Raw genomic sequence first — 18,827 nt, 5'->3', positions numbered from 1 at the left:
CTCGCCCGCGCCACGATAAGCGCAGGTCGTACGGCTCAGGCGAGCGAGTACTCCCACCCCGGCCGCCAGTCGAACGGCGCATCCACCAGCTCCTCGAGCGGCACTCCGTGCAGCAGATTCTGCAAAGCCCACCGATTGGCCGAATGCGCGATGACCAGCACCGTCCGCCCCTGCCACCGCTCCATCACCTCTTCGAGAAACGCGGCGGTCTCCGCGACAACCTGCCGATAACTCTGCCCGCCAGGCCAGGGCACATCGATATGCCGCCGCCTGAGCCGAGCCAGCTCATCCACCGGCCGCCCGTTGTAGATCCCGTAGTCACACTCCCGCAACCGGGCGTCCCGCAGAATCTCCCGCCCACCCCCAAAGGCAACCTCCGCAGTCTGTACGGCCCGCCGCAGGTCAGAGCTGTACACCACATCAACGCCCGCCCGCCGAACCCCCAGCTCCACCGCCAGCTCCCGCCCCCGAGCAGACAACTCCCCCGGCAGCCGGCCCGTGGCGATCCCTGTCTCGTTGTCCACGGTGATGGCATGCGTCTCATAGATCAGCTTGACCGCCATAGGTCCGAAACTACCTCTGCCGAGCGCCGAGAAAGCCACGAATGTGATCGCCTTGGACTCCATCTAGGCTGCGGGGCATGGAATGATGTCCCAGGCGGTGCTGTAGGCGCCGCCGTACAACTCCATCCAGGGGCGGTAGCTCAGCCGGTCAGAGCATCGGACTCATAATCCGTGGGTCGTGGGTTCAAGTCCCACCCGCCCTACCGACATCACCGCAGGTCAAAGACCTGTTTCGGACGATGCCAGTGGGCCGTTAATGATCTTCTCAAGATCATGTTCCCCCGATGTCCCCGCATCTCATCATGCAGCAGTCGACGTTTGATCAGCTCCGCGCGTCGCTGCCACCCATCATCCCCGATGCCCGCCACCATGCGACCAGCACGTCAAAGGGGGCACAGATGGCGAGGATCATCGAACGCACGGCCAAGAACGGCGCGAAGTCCTGGCTGGTCAAGTGGCGCATCGGCGGTGGCAGGAACGGTAAGGAGGACTTCGAGACCTGCTACGACCGCCAGGTCGCTGACGAATTCGCCGCTCTGGTCACGCTCAGCGGCGAGTACCGACCGCACGGCTACCCCAGGGGCTGCCACGGCGTCGAAGACCCGAACTACGACGCCACACGCGATCCTGAGATGCCAAGCTACGAACACTACGCCCGCCACAACTACGCCACCCGCCTCGGCGCCTCCCCCACCCAACGCGCCACCTACCTCGCCGAAGCCGAACGCCACATCTTCCCCCGCTTCGGCCACCTGCCGCTCGACCAGGTCACCCGCCGGGTGCTACGGGAATGGGTGGAATGGATGCTCACCAAACCCTCCGCCAGCAACCAACACCAACCACGCCCATCCCTGTCCGACGAACAAGCCGCACGACGATGGGCACGAGTGAACGACATCGCGGTGAAGACGACCGGCCGCGTCGCCCCCGAGGTGCTGCGCCAGTGGCAAGAAGCAGGCTCGCCCCGGCCTGCACCGCCGGGCGCGGGGACGCTGTCGGCCGCCACAGTGGCGAAGGTGTACCGGGGAGCGGTCAAACCCGTCTTCCAAGCAGCCCTCCATCAAGGCGAGGACGGCGAGCCTCCCTTGCTGACCTCCTCTCCCTGCACCGGGTTCCGCCTGCCGACCGCACCGGTCACCGCCCGAGCCGTCCTCTACGGTCCCGAAGTCGCCCTCTACCTCACAGCCGTCCACGACATGGACCCCGACACCGCCCTGTTCATCATCACCGAAATGGCCACCGGCCTCCGCTGGGGCGAAATCGCCGGCCTCCACGTCACCCACCTCGACTCCGCAGGCCGCCAGATGCACGTCGTCCAGACCTACGCCTACCTGCTCGACGAGAGCACCGGCCGGCGCAGATGGCAAACCAAGCCCTACCCCAAGGGCAAGAAGCAGCGCGTCGTCCCCATCAGCCCAGACCTCGCGGCCCTGCTAACTCGCCACACAGAGGGAAGACACCCCCATCAGCCACTCTTCCAGAGCCGTACCGGCGGCTACATCGACTACCACAACCAACGCAACCGCACCCTTGCACCGGCCCTCACCCTTGCCCACGAACGCGGCCTGGCCAAGCACATCACCCCACACGCCCTCCGCCACACCATGATCACCATGCTCCGCGACGGCGGCGTCGCCCCCGGAGTCATGCAACTCATCGCCGGCCACGCCTCCTACCAAACAACCGCCACCTACGCCGACCAGCACACCCCCGCCCAACGCACCCTCATCCTCAACGCCGTCCAACCCATCATCACCGCAGCCAGCGTGCTGTTCGAGAGCCCAAAGCCCTGACCGGTCCAGATCAACGATCCTCGGATGAAAGTCCGCAGAGGCAGCACCGCCACCTCATGCCTGAGCACCATGAGCTCGGCATTCTTGGAAGCCTCACTTCGGCCCAGCAGTACCAGCTAGCCGAACGCCCTGGAGCGCAATCAGATACAGGAGCCGGAGAGGCACAAGACCGATCTTGCCCGTACCCCGCATCAGTTGGACCCGCAGGTCAACGCCATGCGCGACATTCGGAGCGGTACAGGCGTCCTCCACGAGGACTTACATGCCGTTCGAACTGCATGGATAGAATTTTCGGCAGCGCGTAGCGCTGGATAGCCATCGTCACGGGCCAGAGCTTCAACGAGAGCCGCGCAGCAATGCCCGGCGCCTGCTGGTTCGTTCTAGCTTCCCGGGGACCCATTCTTGAAGAGGGTTACTGATAGGTATCGTACGGCCGCGCCGGAGCATCAATGACGATCTGCCACCCGCCATCCGGCTTCGCTGTGATCTTCAGCATCTCCTGCATACTGCGGGCCGTCCCCTTGATCGTAATCTCTCCAGCCTGAATGGTTCGAGTGATCGGCCTAGACGTGTCGACGCGTCTCACCGGCCTCGGCGCATCTTCCAACTGTGTAGCGATCTCGTTTTGAAGGTGCGACTCCATCCCGGAGACGACCTCACCCAATCGAGCGAGAACCTCTCTGGGCGGCCCAGGCTCGATCTCTGGGAGGACGCTTACCGCCGATTCAAGCACCTTCGGTCCCGCCTGCTGGAGAAGCTCGAGGAAGGCGGCACTCGACTCCTTCGGCTTGAGGAACATCTGGATGCCCATCGCCTCCGGGAAATACTTAGATTGTTGAAACAGCTTATCGCGGCAGATGACCTCATCATCAGGTAGGCCGTCCACCACCAGCACACCCTTCTGGAGATCCCCTGGCTTCTCCAGCATGTCCTTGACTGCAGACAGTTCGATCTCTCCGTTGTGTAGCCGCTTCAGGACAGCACCCGTAGGCTCCTGGATCTCCAGCTTGAGGACCGCGGCAAGACGTCCGGCGCCGCTCTCGGCTCGCAGAATCATCAGGATCCCGGACTTGGTTGCCTTGTTCATCTTGCCGATCAGGCGCTTCGTCAGCGTGCTCGCCCCTGCGAGGAAGTCGTCAGCGCTCCCGGCATGCAGCGCTTGAAAGATCTCTCGCGACTCAATGTCGGCCACGATTCCAGGTGGCGAAGCGTTGGCGCTCTTCTGCGCCTTTTGCATGTGTTCGACATGTTCCGTTAGAAAGTCCCTGATCCCGTCATCAACCCCGTAAAGCCGGGACTCCAAGTGGGGACGGTCATGCGCGACCACGCTATAGGTCAGGAGAATGACGTCCAAGGTATACCCTTCGCCACGAGAGGGTAGGCTACGTCCAGCCCCGCTAAGAGCATTTAACATCCAAAGCCAGCGATGGCCAATCCGAAGTCATGTTCGAATCAGGAGTGGCTAATGTCCGAATATGACTTCCGAACACTCTCTCCGTCGGATTTCGAACGCTTCGTATGCGATCTCCTAAACACCCACCTCGGCCTTGCGCTCCACAACTATCCCGAAGGCCGTGATCAAGGCATCGATCTGCTCGAGGTGCGCGACGACAATCACCGCACCGTAGTCCAGTGCAAGCATTTCCTGAAATCAGGCGGATCGAAGCTTGTAAGCGGAGCACGGAAGGAGGCCGTCAAACTTGGGCGCAAAACGGCTGATGAGTACATATTCGTGACATCTCAGGAAATGTCAAACTCTGTTGAAGCCGACATCATAGATATTCTAGACATTCCCCAACGCAACGTTTGGGGGCAACAAAAGCTGAACCGAGTACTCACACTGCACGACGAGGTGGAACAGCGCCATCCCAAGCTCTGGCTGTCCTCCACCGCAGCTCTGGATGCAATCTTCAATGCTGGGCGTTGGAATCGGTCCGAAGCACACTATGAGGCGGCCTGCGATCGGGCTAAGTTCTGGGCGGAGACGCCGCACTTTACACAGGTCGTAGAACTCCTGGAGCGAACCGGGGTATGCATCATCACTGGGCCACCAGGGGTAGGAAAAACTTTCTTGTCGGAAATGGTAGCTCTGCGATACGCCCACGACAGGTGGAACATCGTCTACCTGAACGACATCAGCGACGCCTGGGCCGTCCTAAAGAAGGATGACAGCCCCCAACTCTTTTACTACAACGATTTCCTGGGCGAGATCAGGCTTGAGACCTCTGCGAGATCAGCGGCCCCAGACATCGCCAGCTTCATGGACGCAGTCGACCGTCGGCGCGATCAGAACAAGCGACTTCTTGTTTCCAGTCGCTCAGAGGTGCTCCAAGAGGCTGCGCTCGCACCGAGCACGTCTCTCAGAAAGATCGCAGGAAATATCAAACATCGGTTCAACGTCGAACTCACCCACTGGGACGAGGCGCTGCGCCGCCAGGTGGTGCTCAATCACCTTCACTTCGCAGGCATGTCCGAGGACGAACTGGGGGCGACTGCCCGTGACCGGCGACTCACCAGCATCGTGCTCCACCCCTCCTTCAACCCCCGCCTCATCGAGGCGATCTGCCGTGAACTGGACGAGGAACCAACCGCGAGCCAAACCCTTGCCAAGCTAATCAACGCCTTGAACTATCCTGAAGCTATCTGGGAGGTTAGCTTCTCCGCACTAGACGCTTCCGCAGAAGAGGTCGTGCTCACCTTGGCGACCTTGCGCCCCCGCACGGTTGCCATCTCCGAGCTACGTGAACTGATCACGGACACGTCCAGGGCCAGCGACTGGGGCGACGCGTTGACTTCGCTCGAGCCGACATGGATATCTATCTCTGGCCCCTCGGAGGCACGTACCCTTGCCCTCGCCAACCCCTCATGCCGCGACTACCTGCTCGGCAAAATCGGCAGTGATCGTATCCAGGCCGACGAACGGGTCGAACGAGCCTCCAGCCTCGAGCAACTAGCGGAGCTCGCACGCGCAGCAGGCGAGCTCACGGCCTATCCCAGCCAACCCCCCTTGGCCAACCGGGCGAGCATCTCCAATGCGCTGTCACATCGCCGCGATGATATCGCCCACCGGGTCCGCCTCCACACCGACCTCGAACTCGCTAAGGTCACCACCCCCCTGGCTCGCGTACGGACGCTCACCACATCGGCTGCGTTGATCGCCTGCTACGGAGCTAGAGACGATCACATCTGGATGACACGTCAGGTGACCAACCTCCTCGATGAAAGCGGGATGGAGAAGATCTCAGCGATAGACGGGTTGGCTCTTGCCGCGCAACTCAATGGCTTCTCTCCGACCCCTGCCTTGACTGAGGCAACGAACAGGATCACACTCGGCGCCATTGCAAACGTCCATACAGTGCGCGATCTAGACGCCTACGCCACATTCGCCACCGAGCTGAAATGCGCTGAAGCCCCGAAAGCGATCCGCCAGAAGGCGCACCGCATCCTCGCTGCCGGGCTTGACGAGCTTTTCGACGAGCACGACGCTGAGCTCATCCGCGACACAGCAGATGAGCTCAAGGCAAGGGCCGCGTTCTTCGGCTACACCATCGACATCGAAGAGGTACTCGACTACGCGCTCGAGTTGGACATGAAAGGCGGACACCTTTAGACATCTTGGCCCGGGCCGCTGGCCTGTCCGAACCGCGGCGGCATCGAGGAGTGGACGAATCCATCCTTACCCGCCGCATCAGCGGTTCGATCTCGGCCAGCAACGCCGTAATTAACACGACTAGCGGCTCTGCCAGGACCAACCAAGCACCTGCCGAGAGAATGGATGGCAAGGCCGAGTCTGGCCGCCGCCCCAGCGCAACGAACATCCGGGTCACATCTCGCCGCGACAACTCCGCCAGCCTGATCCGGCCCAGGTACAGCGCACATGATCTCGGTAAGCCCGGTACGTGGTCGGCTGGAGGCGACTCCACCACCGTCAACCAGTACCGCAACCACTACGCGATCGGCCGGTTCGGCCATCGTGCGGCCCGCCTTGAATAGGTCTCGCACCCTGCGCCAGTCTCCACCGAACGGGGGCGATTCACTCGCCTGCGGCGAAGCCATCCCAGAAATGTGGGTGGCGACGCAGCATCTTGAGACCGAGCCGTTCCTGCGGCACACGCAGGCGGGTGGAGAGCAGCTCGACCGCGCTCGGGCGTAATGCGGGAGGCAGCCAGGAGCAGACCGCGGGGTAGTCGGTGCCGGTGCGCTGGTTGCTGGCGTCGTTGCTCCGCCAGTGTGAGGGCCCATCCAGGAGAAACTGGTAACAGGAAGAAGCCGGACGCAATGTCGGAAGTCCTGCGGCGGCGGCTTGCGCGGCGGCATTGGCCGCGGTGAGAAGCCCGGCAAGGTCGAGATCTCCGAAGTAATGCACGACGCCGGGAGCCGGTTCGAGCAAGGGGATGCTCAGGACGCTTTGTGCGAAGCCGTTGCCTTGGCCCCAGCCGACATGTAGGTCGGGTCTCGATCTTGGATCGAGGCCGCGCAGGGCGGTGAGAAAGGACGTGTAGGTGGCGCGATTCTCCAGGACGAGCAGTCCGGTGGGTCCGGCACCCGGCACGTGCTGGGACACGAGCGGCAAGGCGGGCCGGAAGCAGACCAGCAACTCGAGGGTGAGGGCGCCGGAGGTGAAGAGCCGGTTGCTCAGGTAGCCATCAATCGCCTTCTCGTCGTCGAAGAGTTCCAGGGAGCGTTCCTGGACGGGGACGAACTCTGGGAAGGGGTCGTCGCGAATCCAGGTTGCGATCCGATCGAGGATCTTCCGTTCGTCGGCTCTTGTGGCAATGGCCCCAGCGGCTTCAAGCCGATGAGGCCACACGCGGGGAGAGTGAGATGGGGGCACAACGGTAAGCGGTTCGACACGCGTGACCCAGAACGGGATGGCGGGAACGGTTCGGCGATCCCAGCCGGTAGTCGATTTTGGTGCCGGCAGCGTGATCTTCTCGGCAGTCTCGAGTTCGCCGAGGGCGCTGCGGAATCTGGCCAGCCCCTTAGCATCGCCGACCAGCCCAGGATCGAACCTGCTGGCCTCACCGAATAGCTCGGTCACGGGAATCCGTTTGCCGCGAAACCGGATGACGAGCCGGGCGAGCTCGGCAGCGAGCGGTGACATCGGCTGGTTCATTCGGCGCTGTCCCACAGGTGGTCGGTGTGCGCGACGCGGATGCCGGTGACGTAACTTGCTTCGGGGACGATGTAGCGGCGGTTGTGCGTGCGTCCTTCCCGGTTGTCGAGCCGGATGACGTTGGGGAATTGGACCACAGCGGCCGGGTCCTTGACTCCGGTGGTGTAAATGAGCTGGACGCCGTGTGAGGCGGCGACATCGCGCTGCAGCCGTATTAAGGATGCGGATGAAGCCCGGCCGATGGGGTTGTCGAGCAGCAAGACCCCTCCGGAACGTCCCTTGCGGCCGATGTGCGCGGCGCGGAGCGCGGCGAGGGTGCAGTAGAGCGCGACGCATACGGTCAGCTTCTCGCCGCCGCTCCACTTGGCGAGGCGGCTGATGTCCTCGGTGGTGCCGACGGTGTCGTCGGTGGGTTTGAGGACCTTGACGGTAAAACCTCGAGGTCCTGCGGCTTCGTGAACGGCGGCCTTCAACAGCGGCATGCCTTCAGGCTTGAGCCCTTTCTCCACGAGCCTGTCGATGACCCTCTCGGCGTAGACGACTAGGTCGGCGTCACCGGGCCGGTCGAAGCTGATCCGCAGGACCTTCTTGTCGGCCCACGATCCGGAGCCAGTCTTCATGTGGGAGGCTCGTTCTGCTTTGCCCAGCATGTCGAGGCTGTCCTTCACCAGGTGCGCGAGCGCCTCGCTGAGGATGGCCTGGTCCTGGGCTATGGCACCGAGCTCGTCGGCCAGGGTCTGCGCCCGCAGCCACAGTTTGCCGCTCAGCTCGTCGGCGTGCGGGCCGAGAAGCGCGGGCGGGTCGTTCGCCACCCGGTCCTTCATTGGCCCGGAGATCCCGGTGAAGCGAGCGGCTGTGCGCCGGAGCCGGTCCACGGACGTGTTAAGGCCGGCCTCGGCGCTGGTGAGGCTCTTGGCCGCCGTACTCACCGCATCCCTGGCTTGCCGGGATCGAGTGCGTGCCGAATCCTCGTCTTCAGCGAACGGCTCCGCAAGCTGCTCGCCCGGATCCGGGAGTGATTCCAAGAGCGTGCCGAGGAGCGTCTTGCGGTGCTCAGCCTGCGAAGTCTGCTGCTCGACGCCATCGATGAGGCCTTCGGCCTGGCTGAGCCGTTCCTGCGCCCCTTGGCTGCTGAGCTCCTGCTCGGCGGCGAGGGCCTCGGCTTCCTGGGAACTGGTCGGGACGACGAGCAGGGTACGGCGTGGAGGCTGCCTATAGACCTTTTCGATCGCCTCCAGTTCGGAAGTACGTTGTTTCACCTGATTTCTGGCCGCGCCGCGTTCGTCGGTCGCCGCTTCCGAATCCTGCCGGGCGCGGGCGAGGGCGGCAGATCGGAGGTCCGGCTCCTGGCCTTCGGGAGAGGCAAGCAATCGCCCGGCTGCCGCGCGATCGGCGGCAGGCCGTAGCATGAGTTCGCGCTTGGCATCGGCGACCTGCTGAGCGAGGTTCTGCACCCGGTCGGCCAGCACCGATTGGGCAGCGCGGTTTTCTAGAGCCTTGAGTGCGTCTTGCTGGCGGCGGCGCAGAGTATCCAGAGGTGTGACCGGATCCCCCTGCACGTCTGGTGGGTCAGTCGTGGTGCCGGGGAGGCTGTCGCACTGTGACCGGTAGTCAGCCGCTCTGCCGCGCTCGGTTTCGGCGGTGACCTCCCACTGCTTGGTCTCAAGGAGGGCTTGCCGGGCATCGGCATTATGCTGGTGGGCGCGACGGTCCGCATCGGCGCCGCGCTCTTGCGCGGCTGTCAGCTGCTCGCGCCAGCCGTCCGCATCGGCCAAGACGAGGGCGAATTCTTCCAGCCAGTTGATGGTGGCGTCGGCCTTGCGAAGATCGGTGTTCAGCATTTCACGAAGGGCGTCGTCCAGACGGTCGCCGTCATCGAGGCCCTGAAGTTCTGCGCTGTTGGCCTCCTGTTCGTCGGCGATGGCCTGCAGCTTGCGGTCAAGCCGGTCGATCTCGTCATTCAGGATGGCCAGGTGTCCGGCAGGACAGTCGTCGAGAAACTGGGTGACCTGACGACGCAGCTCATCGTCGGCCGTGCGCTGCCGGGCCAGATCCTGGTCCTTGAGCATATGGGCGTGGGCGCGCTCCTTGAGCAGCCGGACCGCTGCCTCTGCCTCGGCCTGGTCGACCAAGCCCGGTTGCAGCCGGGTCCAAGCTGCGGTGGACAGGGAGTCCGCCGGCACCTCGCCGTCCCGAACCAGGAGGTCCGCGGCTTCGGCGGAGTAGACCCCGATGAGCGAGGTCGTGACAGCCGCACGAAAGTCCAAGATTCGGGTCGCGTCGGCGACCCGGCTGGTCGGGACCACCACTCCACAACCGAGCCGGGCGATCTCGGGCAGGTTCAGAGCAGTCATCAGCTGGTGAGCGGGCATGACCGAGCGCAGATGGGCCCAGCCTGTCTGGGCGGGTACGCCGGCATCGAGGAGCTCACGTTCAATGCGTTCGGCATCCAGGCTGGACGGCAGGACATGATTGCGTTCCTGCGCCTCGATGCTCCGCCTGTCTGCGTGTTGTTCGGCTCTGCGCAGAATGCGCTCGTCGTCCGCCGCGATGACCGCGTCGCTCAACCGGCGCAGCAGGATCGGGCCCTCGGCCCACAGGTCGATGGTCTCGTCGACGGCAGTCTCAGCCAGCCCGCGCAGCCGTTCGGAACCGGTCAGTTCGGCCCACGTGGCGTCCAGATCGGAGTGCCGCTGGACTGTCTGAGCGCGCGTCGCGTCAGCGGTGCTGTGCTCGCCCGCCAGGGCGGCGTCCCGGGCGGTGATCTCGGTGCGGCGGGCACGGCGCTCCTCGCACCGTGCCGCCAGTTCCTTGAGCTGTCGAGCGAGTCCGGCGCGCTTGGAGGTCACCATGTCCAGGTGGCTTTGGAGGGGGATACTGTGGCTGGGCAGGTGACCGCGGGCGACGCCGTCTCTACGGCGTTGATCGAGAATGTCGAGCTGGGTCTGGGCCTGGGTTTCTTCGGTGGTCGCCTGTGTCTTGTCGGTCCGCGCTCGCTCCTCCAGCTCTGCATGTTTCGTGAGGGCCTCTCGCGCGGTCTCCTTCTGCTCGTCGGCCAGGTCGGCCGAGAAATCGGCTTCTTCGGCCAGCGCGTTCAGACGGTGTCGCAGCAGAGCTGCATGCCGAGCGTGTTCTTCGCGGAGTGGGGCGATCTCGGCTTCTTCGGCTGCGGCCACCAGCTCAGCCTGGGCCAGGCGTGACTCCAGTTCGGCGAACGCGGCAAGCTGGACGGTGGTCTCCCAGGCCTGCACCAGAGCTCGCGCTTGGTCGACGTTCTGGGCCGCCTCCTGCTCTTGGGTTTCGGCCTCGGCCAGACGCAGCCTGGCGCCTTCCTTCCGGTACAGGTAGGCCAGGTCAGTGGCCGTGGAGCGATCGTTGTTGGCCGCGGTGCGGGCTTCTGCGAACACCGTCAGTTGTGTTTTCAGGCTCGCCTGGAGCTCCTCCGAGGCGGCGACTGCGGCGGCGAAGGACGCGGCCAGGACCTCCGCGGCGGTGGTGACAGCGGTCAGTTCGCCGACAGCGGCTTGCACATGCTCATAACTGGCGGCGACGTCGCTCAGATCGTCGGCGGCAGCGCTGCAGAAGTCGCGCTCCTCCATCTTCTGCGGCTTCGCCGCCAGCAGGGCCGTGACGCTCGCGAGCCGGGTCGCGACGCTGGTGGCGGCGTCCGGCTGGGTGGCCAGATCCAGCAGGAAGTTGACGAAGTCCTTGGCAGCGGGAAACTTGAACAGGTCTTCCACGCCGCCCTCGACGTGGTTCATCTGCTTTTGCGTACGGAAGATCTCCGGATCCAAGTGCCGGTCCAGGAGCGCTTTCGTCCAGACGTGCTGCTTGTCGGTCACCACCAGGTTCGCGTGCCGGGCATGTGGTTTGGCCAGCTCGCGCAGCTCCTCCAGGAACCCGGTCAGCCGCCTGGGGCGTCCGGAATCATCGCAGAACGGCAACGTGTCCGGCTCCAAAACGCCGGAGACGGCGTGGAAGGCGTAGAAGTAGCTGCTCAGCTTGTCCTTGGAGTCGGCGGCCTTCACAGGCTTGCGCAAGTCCGACCATTCATGGACCACACCGGTGACGAGGATTTCCTCCGGGTCGCCCAGTAGGGTCCGGCTGGTGTCATGAGGCTGCCATGTCGCGATCACGTGTGAGGTGTCGCCTGTGTCGACGTAGTCGGTGAGGCTACGCTGCACGGTCTTGCCCATGAAGTCGTTGGCATGCGGCAACAGGAGCGCGTACGTCAGTGACAGGATGCTCGACTTGCCTCCGCCGTTGCGCAGCCAGACGACCGAGTCCTGAGGTACGGCGGCGCCGTCGACCGGCGCAGTGAAGTCGAGGGGAAGATCGGTGAATCGGGCGGAACGTTCGCCCACGGTCCGAAACCGCAGCGCGGCGAGCTGATAGGTCATCCGCGGGATTCCTCTCTGCGATGCAGGTCGGCGATGAAACTGTAGGCCCGCTCGAGAGCGACCTCCTTAGCGTGCACCCGAAACCGTTCGGTCAGCGTCCAGGTTTCCTCCGCTGAGCTGTCGACGCGGGCCATGCCCTGTCCTGTCAGCCAGGTCAGGATCGTCTGCACCCAGTAGCGGGTGCAGCGGCTGGTCAGCTTGCCGGAACCGCGGCCGGCCTCCCCGTAATGCACCGGCGGCAAGGCCAGATAGGTCCGCCAGGCCTCGTCCAGCCCCTCTTCGGGGATCACGTCGCCGGCGGCGTCGTGAGAGCGCAATCGCTCGCACAGCTCCCGCAGCCATGCATCGAGGTCCCTGGCTGAGATACGCCGGACGCGGTCGTCGTCGAGCTCCTGCGTACTGGGGTAGGCGAACGCGACCAGGCCGGTGAGAACCAGACCGGCCAGCAGCTTGTTCTCCGGCTTTCCCGTGTAGGGCAGGTCGGAGATGCGGAAGGCCAGCGGAGACTCGGGCTCGATACCCAGGATGAGCCCGAAGTCACCGTCGGACAGAACCCGCGCGCCCAAGCCGTGCAAAATCGCGTTCGTGGCGGTCTTGAACTCCAGCTCGCTCCGGTAGCGGCTGAGAACCCGCTGGTAGTCAGGGTTGCGGCCGGGCCGCTGAGTCGGCCGGATCGCGAACGACACCAGGATGCCTATATCGGTGTGATCGGTGTCGATGAGACTCATGCTGACTCCCTGCTGGTCGGGACCGGATTCGCATCGGCGAGGGCATCGGCGTCGGGCGCGACGATGACGTCGTCGCCGTCCCATCCGGGCAGTTGCAACGGGGTTCCGTCAGTGTCAACGGCGGTGCGCGTTCCCAGGATGCGGGCCATCAGGTCATCGGCCATCCGGCCACCCTCATCGTCGGCGTCCTCGGGGGAGAAAGCCCACAACACAGCCAGGTTCAGGACCTCCGCACCCTGCTGGCGGACACGAGGAGATGGGGCCTGGGCATCGTTCAGGCAGGCCTGCAGCAGCCGGGACAGCCGGGCGGGCAGGCCGACGCTCCGCACGGCGCGGATCGCCACATCGACGACCTCTGCCCGGATGAGTGGTGCCGGCAGGTCGGCGAGCTCGGTCGCATCGTCGCTCCGCTCACCTGCGGCGGCACCGCCGCTGCGCGTCCACAGGTCGTTGATCAGCCGGTAGAGGCGGGGCAATCGCGGGGTACGGGGGCCCGCCATGTCGATCAAGAACCGCTCGGTCAGACTGCCCGCCTCTGCGCTGCCCAGTTCCAGGACCGGCAGGAGGATCTCCTGCTGCGGATCTGGCAAGTTAACCAACGCGGGCGGACGGAAGGCTTGGCGTTCCTGCTCCTCCAGGAACACCCCTCGGGCCGCGATGACCCGATGATGCAATGACTCGTGGCGGCGCTGGCATTCCTCCAGCAGCTGAGCGATCCGCACCGCAGACGTAAGAAGCTTCGCCTCGCCGTTCACCAGCGCATCCCGGACCTTCCCCAGCAGGTGCCGTTCGGTGTTCAGCCGCTCCCTGATGTGCGTGCGAGCAGCCTCCAGGCTGTCCGGTACCGTCGCAGCCCATTCCTCCTCCACGATTCGCAGATCACGGCGCGTTTGCTTCAGCAACCGGTCCAGCCCTTCCGCGAGGCTGACCGACAGCAGCCGGGCTCGTTCTGCGGACTTCAACGCCGCGTCGAAGGCGTTGCGCGCCAGTTGCCGTTCCAGCACCAGCTCCGTGGCGACCTGCTCGTCTTCGACATCGAAGTCGAGACCGCCGATCAAGGCGTTGATAGCGTCTTTCGTGGCGCGGAGCACATTCTCCTCGCGTGACGCATGATCGTGCTCGACCAGCAGGGAGAAGGGAACCTCGCGTTGCCGGTGGCCGACTTCGTGATCGGAGTAGTCGCTGGTGACGTATCGGAAGGGAGCTTGGCCGCTCGACCGGTTCAGCAGGGCGTCCACCACGAACATCGCGACGTCCATGTGCTCGCCGACCAGGCGTTCCGGAGCCGCCACCCCGGAGAGCACCGACAGCGCGTCTACCACGTCCTGCCGGGTGGCTTCGAACTCGAAGCCTTGTCGCGCCACGACCAAATCGATGGCGGTTAAGGCCAGAGTGACGATGTCATAGATTCCCTCCGGCCAGTCCCGGCGGTGAGCCGCTTGCGCGGCTTCGATCACCGGGCTGAACCTCAGGAATGCCGCCACGCGTGCGGGAAAAGAGGACTCGTGCACGCTGAGCCCGTCGGAGCCGGTGGCGAACACATCCGCCGCAACGGGCCCGCTTTCTGGCTCGTCCGCCTCCTCTAAAAACAGCGTCATAGGCCTCCTTCGACCGCCGCGCCCTGATAAACCGAAATGGTACGACCCGGCTACGACAACTTCCGTCCGATTGGCGAACCAGCACCTGCGCTTAGGTGATCAGGTTTAGAGTGATCGAGGCCATGGTTCCCTTCGAACTGAACGTGTCGAGTTCCAGCGAAGGGGTCGCGGCTCCACAATCTTTGATCCAAAACTCGAACAAATGCACGATCAGAACCCTTAAGATCAACTCATGAGGGCCCTGTCGCCATAGATGGGAGTCCCAAATCCCGCTTGGAACCAGCCGCAGGTTGAACTTCTGATTCGTCGCCGCCACCGTGTCCCGCTCGGGATAATGTTACGTGTCCTGAGCTGCGGTTGAGCAGAGTGGCGGCGCTCACTGATCATGCTGGCAACCATCGGTTCTAACGGATGGATTGCAGGTCGTTTAGGTCGGCCACATCACGGAAGGGCTGGGCGCGACGCCTGGGGGCCATTGCTGTCGGGATTGGCGCGCTGGCGCCCGCTGCAATAGCTCAGGTACCCATGGAGCAGGCGGTCAGGTGGCGTTCATTGAGGATCAGGACCCGGTCCAGAAGTTCACGGGACAGGATGCCGATGACCTGCCTCGTCCATCCATACAAGGCAAGCAGGCCGCGTATCACAGCCGAAATCCTGCAAGCGATCCTGGCTCGCGTACGCAGACTGCCAGCCAATGACTGCTCGACAGCTGCTCATACACGTTCGATCTGCTGTGAAACTCAAGCCTCTCACGAAGCCATAGCCTTGAGCAGCCGCGCAGAATATGGAACATTTCGACACATAATGCCGATGGCAAAGACCGCATGGTTGCTCGGTGGTTGCTCGCGTGTGCACGGTACGGGCCGGCACGCACTGACAGCAACCGACACAGCGGTGAAAAAAATCAAGGAAAGAGCAATACAAAACAACACATTGCGACAGCGGACGACACTAACCGAGGATTCTCATAATCCGTGGGTCGTGGGTTCAAGTCCCACCCGCCCTACTCTCCTACACCATGCCTGACCTGGGCTTTCTCGGAGTTTCGCCTGCTGCGACCTCGATGTTGATCATGGTTGGTCGCTCGGTGGTCGCTCGCGCGCACGGACGGTGTCAACCGGTAGATCATTGAGACCGTCAATCTCAACTCAGACCCCTAAGACGACCACGTGAAGGTCCTGCCGGAACGCCCGTTGAGGGCGGACGATCAGGATTGTTCTACCGCTCGGTCACGCATCCGCCAAACCACTAGGGCCCGTGCTTTGAAAACGCATATCCCGCGAGGTGTGGGGCCTGGCAGAGTCTGCATCTGTCTGCCCGTTCAAGGCATGTGGCTGATAGCCAACACACCGGTGATGCCCACCCGAGGAGCCTGGCCCGACGCCACCCTCTTGCGCATAGCCCGGTCGCCATCCGCACGAAGCTGCTGGCAACGATGAAGCGGGCCCGCCCAAGGCATGGCGGGCCCGCTTTCACATGCCGAATGGTTCAGGTGGAGGCGTTGTCGCCGGTCTTGGCCGGCAGGTTGATCAACCGCGCCGTCTGGCCGTTGCGTGCCGTGGTGTTGACGAGAGCGGCGGTGGATTCGGCGGCGGTCTTGGCCAGCTCGGGGTAGACGCTGGTGTAGGTGTCACGGGTGAAGGTGGAGGAGACGTGCCCGAGGGTTTCTTGCACGATCTTCACATCGACACCGGCCGCCAGCATCAGCGTCGCCGCACCATGCCGTAGATCGTGCAGGCGCACCGGTGGCAGCCCCACCTGGAAGGCCAGCAGGTAGAACTGGTCACTGACCTGCTGCGGATGCAAGGGCCTGCCGATCTCGTCGGTGAAGACGAACCCACTGTCCACCCACATCTCCCCCGCGACCAGCCGCTCGGCGGCCTGAGCCTTGCGGTGCGCACGCAGTGCGGCGACGGTGTCGTCATCCAGCGCGATGGTGCGGTCGCTGGCCTCGGTCTTCGGCTTGCCCTGCATCGGCTGCCAGCCGAGCTGAGTGATCTGCCAATGCACCCCAGCAATCCCGGCGCTCAGGTCGACATCCCGCCACCGCAGCCCAACCGCCTCGCCGCGGCGCAGCCCGCGCAACGCGATCAGCCGATACAACGCGGACAACCGATGCGCGGCAGCGTGGGCGAGGAAGGCATAAGTGTGCGAGGGCGTCCACACCATCACCGGAGACGGACGCGGCGTCGAGGCGTACACATTCAGCATCACCGCCCGACTCAGCTCGCTCCCGCGCCGCTGCTGCTGCTCGGCCGTGAGCCGCCGCTGCAACGTCCGGTTCCAGTCAGCGACCCGTTCATCGGTCCACACCAGCGCCTTCGGGGACGCGGCGTCAGGCAGTTCGACCACGGCGGCCGGGTTGAAGTCAATCAGCCGATCCTGCTTGATCGCGATATTCAACGCGTGCCGCAACGTCGCCCGGATCCGATGCATGGTCGCCGGGCCGACCGGCCTGCGATTCCGTACCCCCAACCGCTCGCCGGGGTCTCCGCTGGCGCGGGCGGCGGTGATGACGTCGTTGAACTCCTCGATCGCATCGAACATCCCCGCGACGTCCGAGACCCGCAACCGATCCAGCCGGATCTCCCCCAGATAAGGGACGAAGTAGAGCCGGATATGCGCCTCATACGAACGGCGCGTGGTCGGGTCAATCCTGCGCTTGCGGCGCAGGAACTCCTCCATCCACTCCGCCACCGTGACCGACGGGTTGAGATCCTGACGGGTGCGGACCTTACGCCGCACCTCCTCCACCGCCGGCAACGCCCGCGTGTCCTTCAACACCGACAACATCAACTCGGTCACCCGGCGCCGGATGTGTGGGTCCTCATCCAACGCCAGCAGTTCCCGCGCCTGGCCCAGCTCCGCCTCCGCCTCCTCCAGCGTGGCGAAGCCCTGACGGCGCAGCGGATTACGCCGCCGCCCATCAGCGTGCGCAGGCAGCTCCAGCTGATAGGCCCACCGGCCATGGGTACTGCTCCACCGTTCTCCTCCCCCGCTGGAACGGCGCAGCCTCGGACAGGACTTGCCCAGCTTCTTGCCCGTCTCCTCGTCCCGGCACGAACACGCCTTGAAGATGGTTCCGTTCATCGTTGGTGCCTGACCTTTCCTGGTTCCTGGCGTCTGCTGTCGCCGCCCCGGGCGAGCAACCCCTTTCGCCGCTTTCGCCACACCGTCGAATGCGATGGAGCGGGCGGCGGGCGGGGCCGACCGATCGGTTCCGCCGACGACCCCGGGCGGGCGCTGTCAGCGGCCCCTACGGGGCGTCACCGCCAACGGGCCCGTCCCGGGGCGCACCCCCGGGACCGGGCCGCCGTGTACGGCCCACAGCGCGATCCCGTGGGCGCACCACCCGACCCGGGGGCGGACGGTATCGACGCCCACCTCCACGCCCCGTGTCAAGCGATATCCCCTGGTCTCAACCCGCGCCGCGAACACGTGCCGATGAGAGGAGGAGGCGATGCCCGCCTCAGCAAACAGAGCCGGCAAGAACACCAACAGCCAGCGCCCCGGCCTCCCGACGATGTGCGCACACCAGCGTGAACGCCGTTCAGACAGTCAGTAGCGTTAGCGTGGAATGGTCTGGCCACAGCTCTCCTTGATCAGCCAGCGAAAATCTCCTGTCACTGATCCAAATACCGGCCTGAACACCCGAGTTAGGACAACGCGGCAAACCAACTCCTGGTCAAACGAGAAATCGGTGACATCGCCGAATCGGCGAGCAACCACCACACGCGCACGCCCTCAAATCCATGACATACCCGGGCAAAACACCACCCCGCGTGGGTTCCCATATGCCCGACTTCCATAGATTCGCGCCATCACTACCCGGCCCGCCGCGACACGGCCAGATACACCCGGACATGCGAGAACCGAACTGCGGACTTTTAATCCGTAGGTTCCGGGTTCGAGCCCCGGGCGCCCTATCACTCGATACCCCATCTGACCTGGGCTTTCTCGGTTCTCGTAGCCTTCTGACAGGGCCGAGACGGGCCGTTGGTTGCTCGCTGGTTGCTCTTCGGCACGGTCCCGGCACACGGCCGGGCGCCCCGGGTCCCGGTTCGCCCCTGATTGTCAGGCCAGACCCAAAAGAAGGCCACGAGAGCACCCATCCGGAAGATCTGGTCGGCGCCTCGATCTAGGTTGTGCCTGGAACTGCGTCAAGATTTGATCATGCCGGCCATCTGCATGCCACCGCTCCACGGCGACCTCCTCGGGGATCCTCTCGTGGAGCGGTTTAGGCCGGCTTGAAGGAGGCTTGGATGAAGCCGGCGGGCAGAGCCACCCCAGAGGAGATCGTGAGCATCGCGAGCAACTGTGGAGCGGGCACCCCAGACCGGGTTTGAGTTACTCGCCAGTCAGGTGCAGATCAAGCCCGACCAGGCCGATAAGCGCCACCATGATCACGCCTTCGTTCATCAAACGTGCCGTCGGATATAGGTGACCGCCACCAGGAAATGAACGGCCAGATGAACGCGAGACCCGGGCATAGCGGCGGCATCGGCGTCTGGCGGGAAAGGTTCGCTGCTCGTTCGTCATACGGTCGTTAGATGAACGCCTGCTTTCGCGCTGGCCCGATCAGGTGTCCCGTCTCACGCGACCTTGTCCTTGTCTCACCTGATCTTGGCC

The 18,827-nt window shown here is 64.2% G+C and carries 10 protein-coding genes and 1 tRNA gene; 4 read left to right on the top strand and 7 right to left on the bottom strand.

What is annotated here, in order from left to right; all coding sequences use genetic code 11:
• Positions 1–35: 35 nt before the first annotated feature.
• Entirely contained in the window at positions 36–563 is a 528-nt protein-coding gene (locus ACIBI5_RS10425; protein ID WP_397245324.1) for a histidine phosphatase family protein, read from the bottom strand.
• Between the two features lie 129 nt (positions 564–692).
• Here ACIBI5_RS10425 and ACIBI5_RS10420 point away from each other — a divergent pair.
• Both ACIBI5_RS10420 and ACIBI5_RS10415 read left to right on the top strand, forming a co-directional pair.
• Positions 693–766, top strand: a tRNA-Ile gene (locus tag ACIBI5_RS10420).
• Between the two features lie 195 nt (positions 767–961).
• Positions 962–2,356: a tyrosine-type recombinase/integrase gene (locus ACIBI5_RS10415; protein WP_397245322.1), complete on the top strand. Its 1,395-nt coding sequence runs from the start codon at positions 962–964 to the stop codon at positions 2,354–2,356.
• A gap of 412 nt (positions 2,357–2,768) precedes the next feature.
• Here the strand turns inward: ACIBI5_RS10415 and ACIBI5_RS10410 are convergent, their stop codons facing one another.
• Positions 2,769–3,710, bottom strand: coding sequence for a hypothetical protein (locus tag ACIBI5_RS10410; RefSeq protein ID WP_397245320.1), 942 nt, complete (start codon positions 3,708–3,710; stop codon positions 2,769–2,771).
• Positions 3,711–3,821: 111 nt separating this feature from the next.
• On the opposite strand from ACIBI5_RS10410, the gene ACIBI5_RS10405 reads away from it, so the two are divergent.
• Complete coding sequence (locus tag ACIBI5_RS10405; protein WP_397245318.1) at positions 3,822–5,966, top strand: restriction endonuclease; 2,145 nt, start codon at positions 3,822–3,824, stop codon at positions 5,964–5,966.
• A 50-nt stretch (positions 5,967–6,016) separates the two neighbouring features.
• Positions 6,017–6,349 carry a hypothetical protein gene (locus tag ACIBI5_RS10400; RefSeq protein WP_397245316.1) on the top strand — a complete coding sequence of 111 codons (333 nt, stop codon included), beginning with the start codon at positions 6,017–6,019 and terminating at the stop codon, positions 6,347–6,349.
• A gap of 40 nt (positions 6,350–6,389) precedes the next feature.
• Here the strand turns inward: ACIBI5_RS10400 and ACIBI5_RS10395 are convergent, their stop codons facing one another.
• The 5 genes from ACIBI5_RS10395 to xerC form a co-directional block, all read right to left on the bottom strand.
• Positions 6,390–7,472, bottom strand: coding sequence for a hypothetical protein (locus tag ACIBI5_RS10395; protein ID WP_397245314.1), 1,083 nt, complete (start codon positions 7,470–7,472; stop codon positions 6,390–6,392).
• Positions 7,469–11,872 (bottom strand): hypothetical protein, encoded by a 4,404-nt coding sequence (locus ACIBI5_RS10390; protein WP_397245312.1) that lies wholly within the window; start codon positions 11,870–11,872, stop codon positions 7,469–7,471. The genes ACIBI5_RS10395 and ACIBI5_RS10390 overlap by 4 nt, the downstream gene beginning before the upstream one ends.
• Positions 11,869–12,600: a hypothetical protein gene (locus ACIBI5_RS10385; protein ID WP_397245310.1), complete on the bottom strand. Its 732-nt coding sequence runs from the start codon at positions 12,598–12,600 to the stop codon at positions 11,869–11,871. The genes ACIBI5_RS10390 and ACIBI5_RS10385 overlap by 4 nt, the downstream gene beginning before the upstream one ends.
• Entirely contained in the window at positions 12,597–14,198 is a 1,602-nt protein-coding gene (locus tag ACIBI5_RS10380; protein ID WP_397245308.1) for a hypothetical protein, read from the bottom strand. Before ACIBI5_RS10380 ends, ACIBI5_RS10385 begins: the two co-directional genes overlap by 4 nt.
• 1,488 nt (positions 14,199–15,686) lie before the next feature.
• On the bottom strand, positions 15,687–17,288 hold the full coding sequence (gene xerC, locus ACIBI5_RS10375) for a tyrosine recombinase XerC (protein ID WP_397245306.1): 1,602 nt from the start codon (positions 17,286–17,288) through the stop codon (positions 15,687–15,689).
• Positions 17,289–18,827 lie beyond the last annotated feature (1,539 nt).

This window comes from Nonomuraea sp. NPDC050540, from assembly GCF_044457485.1.
Lineage (GTDB): Bacteria > Actinomycetota > Actinomycetes > Streptosporangiales > Streptosporangiaceae > Nonomuraea.
Note: the sequence above shows the minus strand (reverse complement) of the source record. Positions and strands in the feature narration are given on the sequence as shown.

Coding starts and splice junctions, on each gene's coding strand:
- ACIBI5_RS10415 (WP_397245322.1), top strand. CDS start 962: ATGGCGAGGATCATCGAACGCACGGCCAAGAACGGCGCGAAGTCCTGG.
- ACIBI5_RS10405 (WP_397245318.1), top strand. CDS start 3,822: ATGTCCGAATATGACTTCCGAACACTCTCTCCGTCGGATTTCGAACGC.
- ACIBI5_RS10385 (WP_397245310.1), bottom strand. CDS start 12,600: ATGAGTCTCATCGACACCGATCACACCGATATAGGCATCCTGGTGTCG.
- ACIBI5_RS10395 (WP_397245314.1), bottom strand. CDS start 7,472: ATGAACCAGCCGATGTCACCGCTCGCTGCCGAGCTCGCCCGGCTCGTC.
- xerC (WP_397245306.1), bottom strand. CDS start 17,288: ATGAACGGAACCATCTTCAAGGCGTGTTCGTGCCGGGACGAGGAGACG.
- ACIBI5_RS10425 (WP_397245324.1), bottom strand. CDS start 563: ATGGCGGTCAAGCTGATCTATGAGACGCATGCCATCACCGTGGACAAC.
- ACIBI5_RS10390 (WP_397245312.1), bottom strand. CDS start 11,872: ATGACCTATCAGCTCGCCGCGCTGCGGTTTCGGACCGTGGGCGAACGT.
- ACIBI5_RS10380 (WP_397245308.1), bottom strand. CDS start 14,198: ATGACGCTGTTTTTAGAGGAGGCGGACGAGCCAGAAAGCGGGCCCGTT.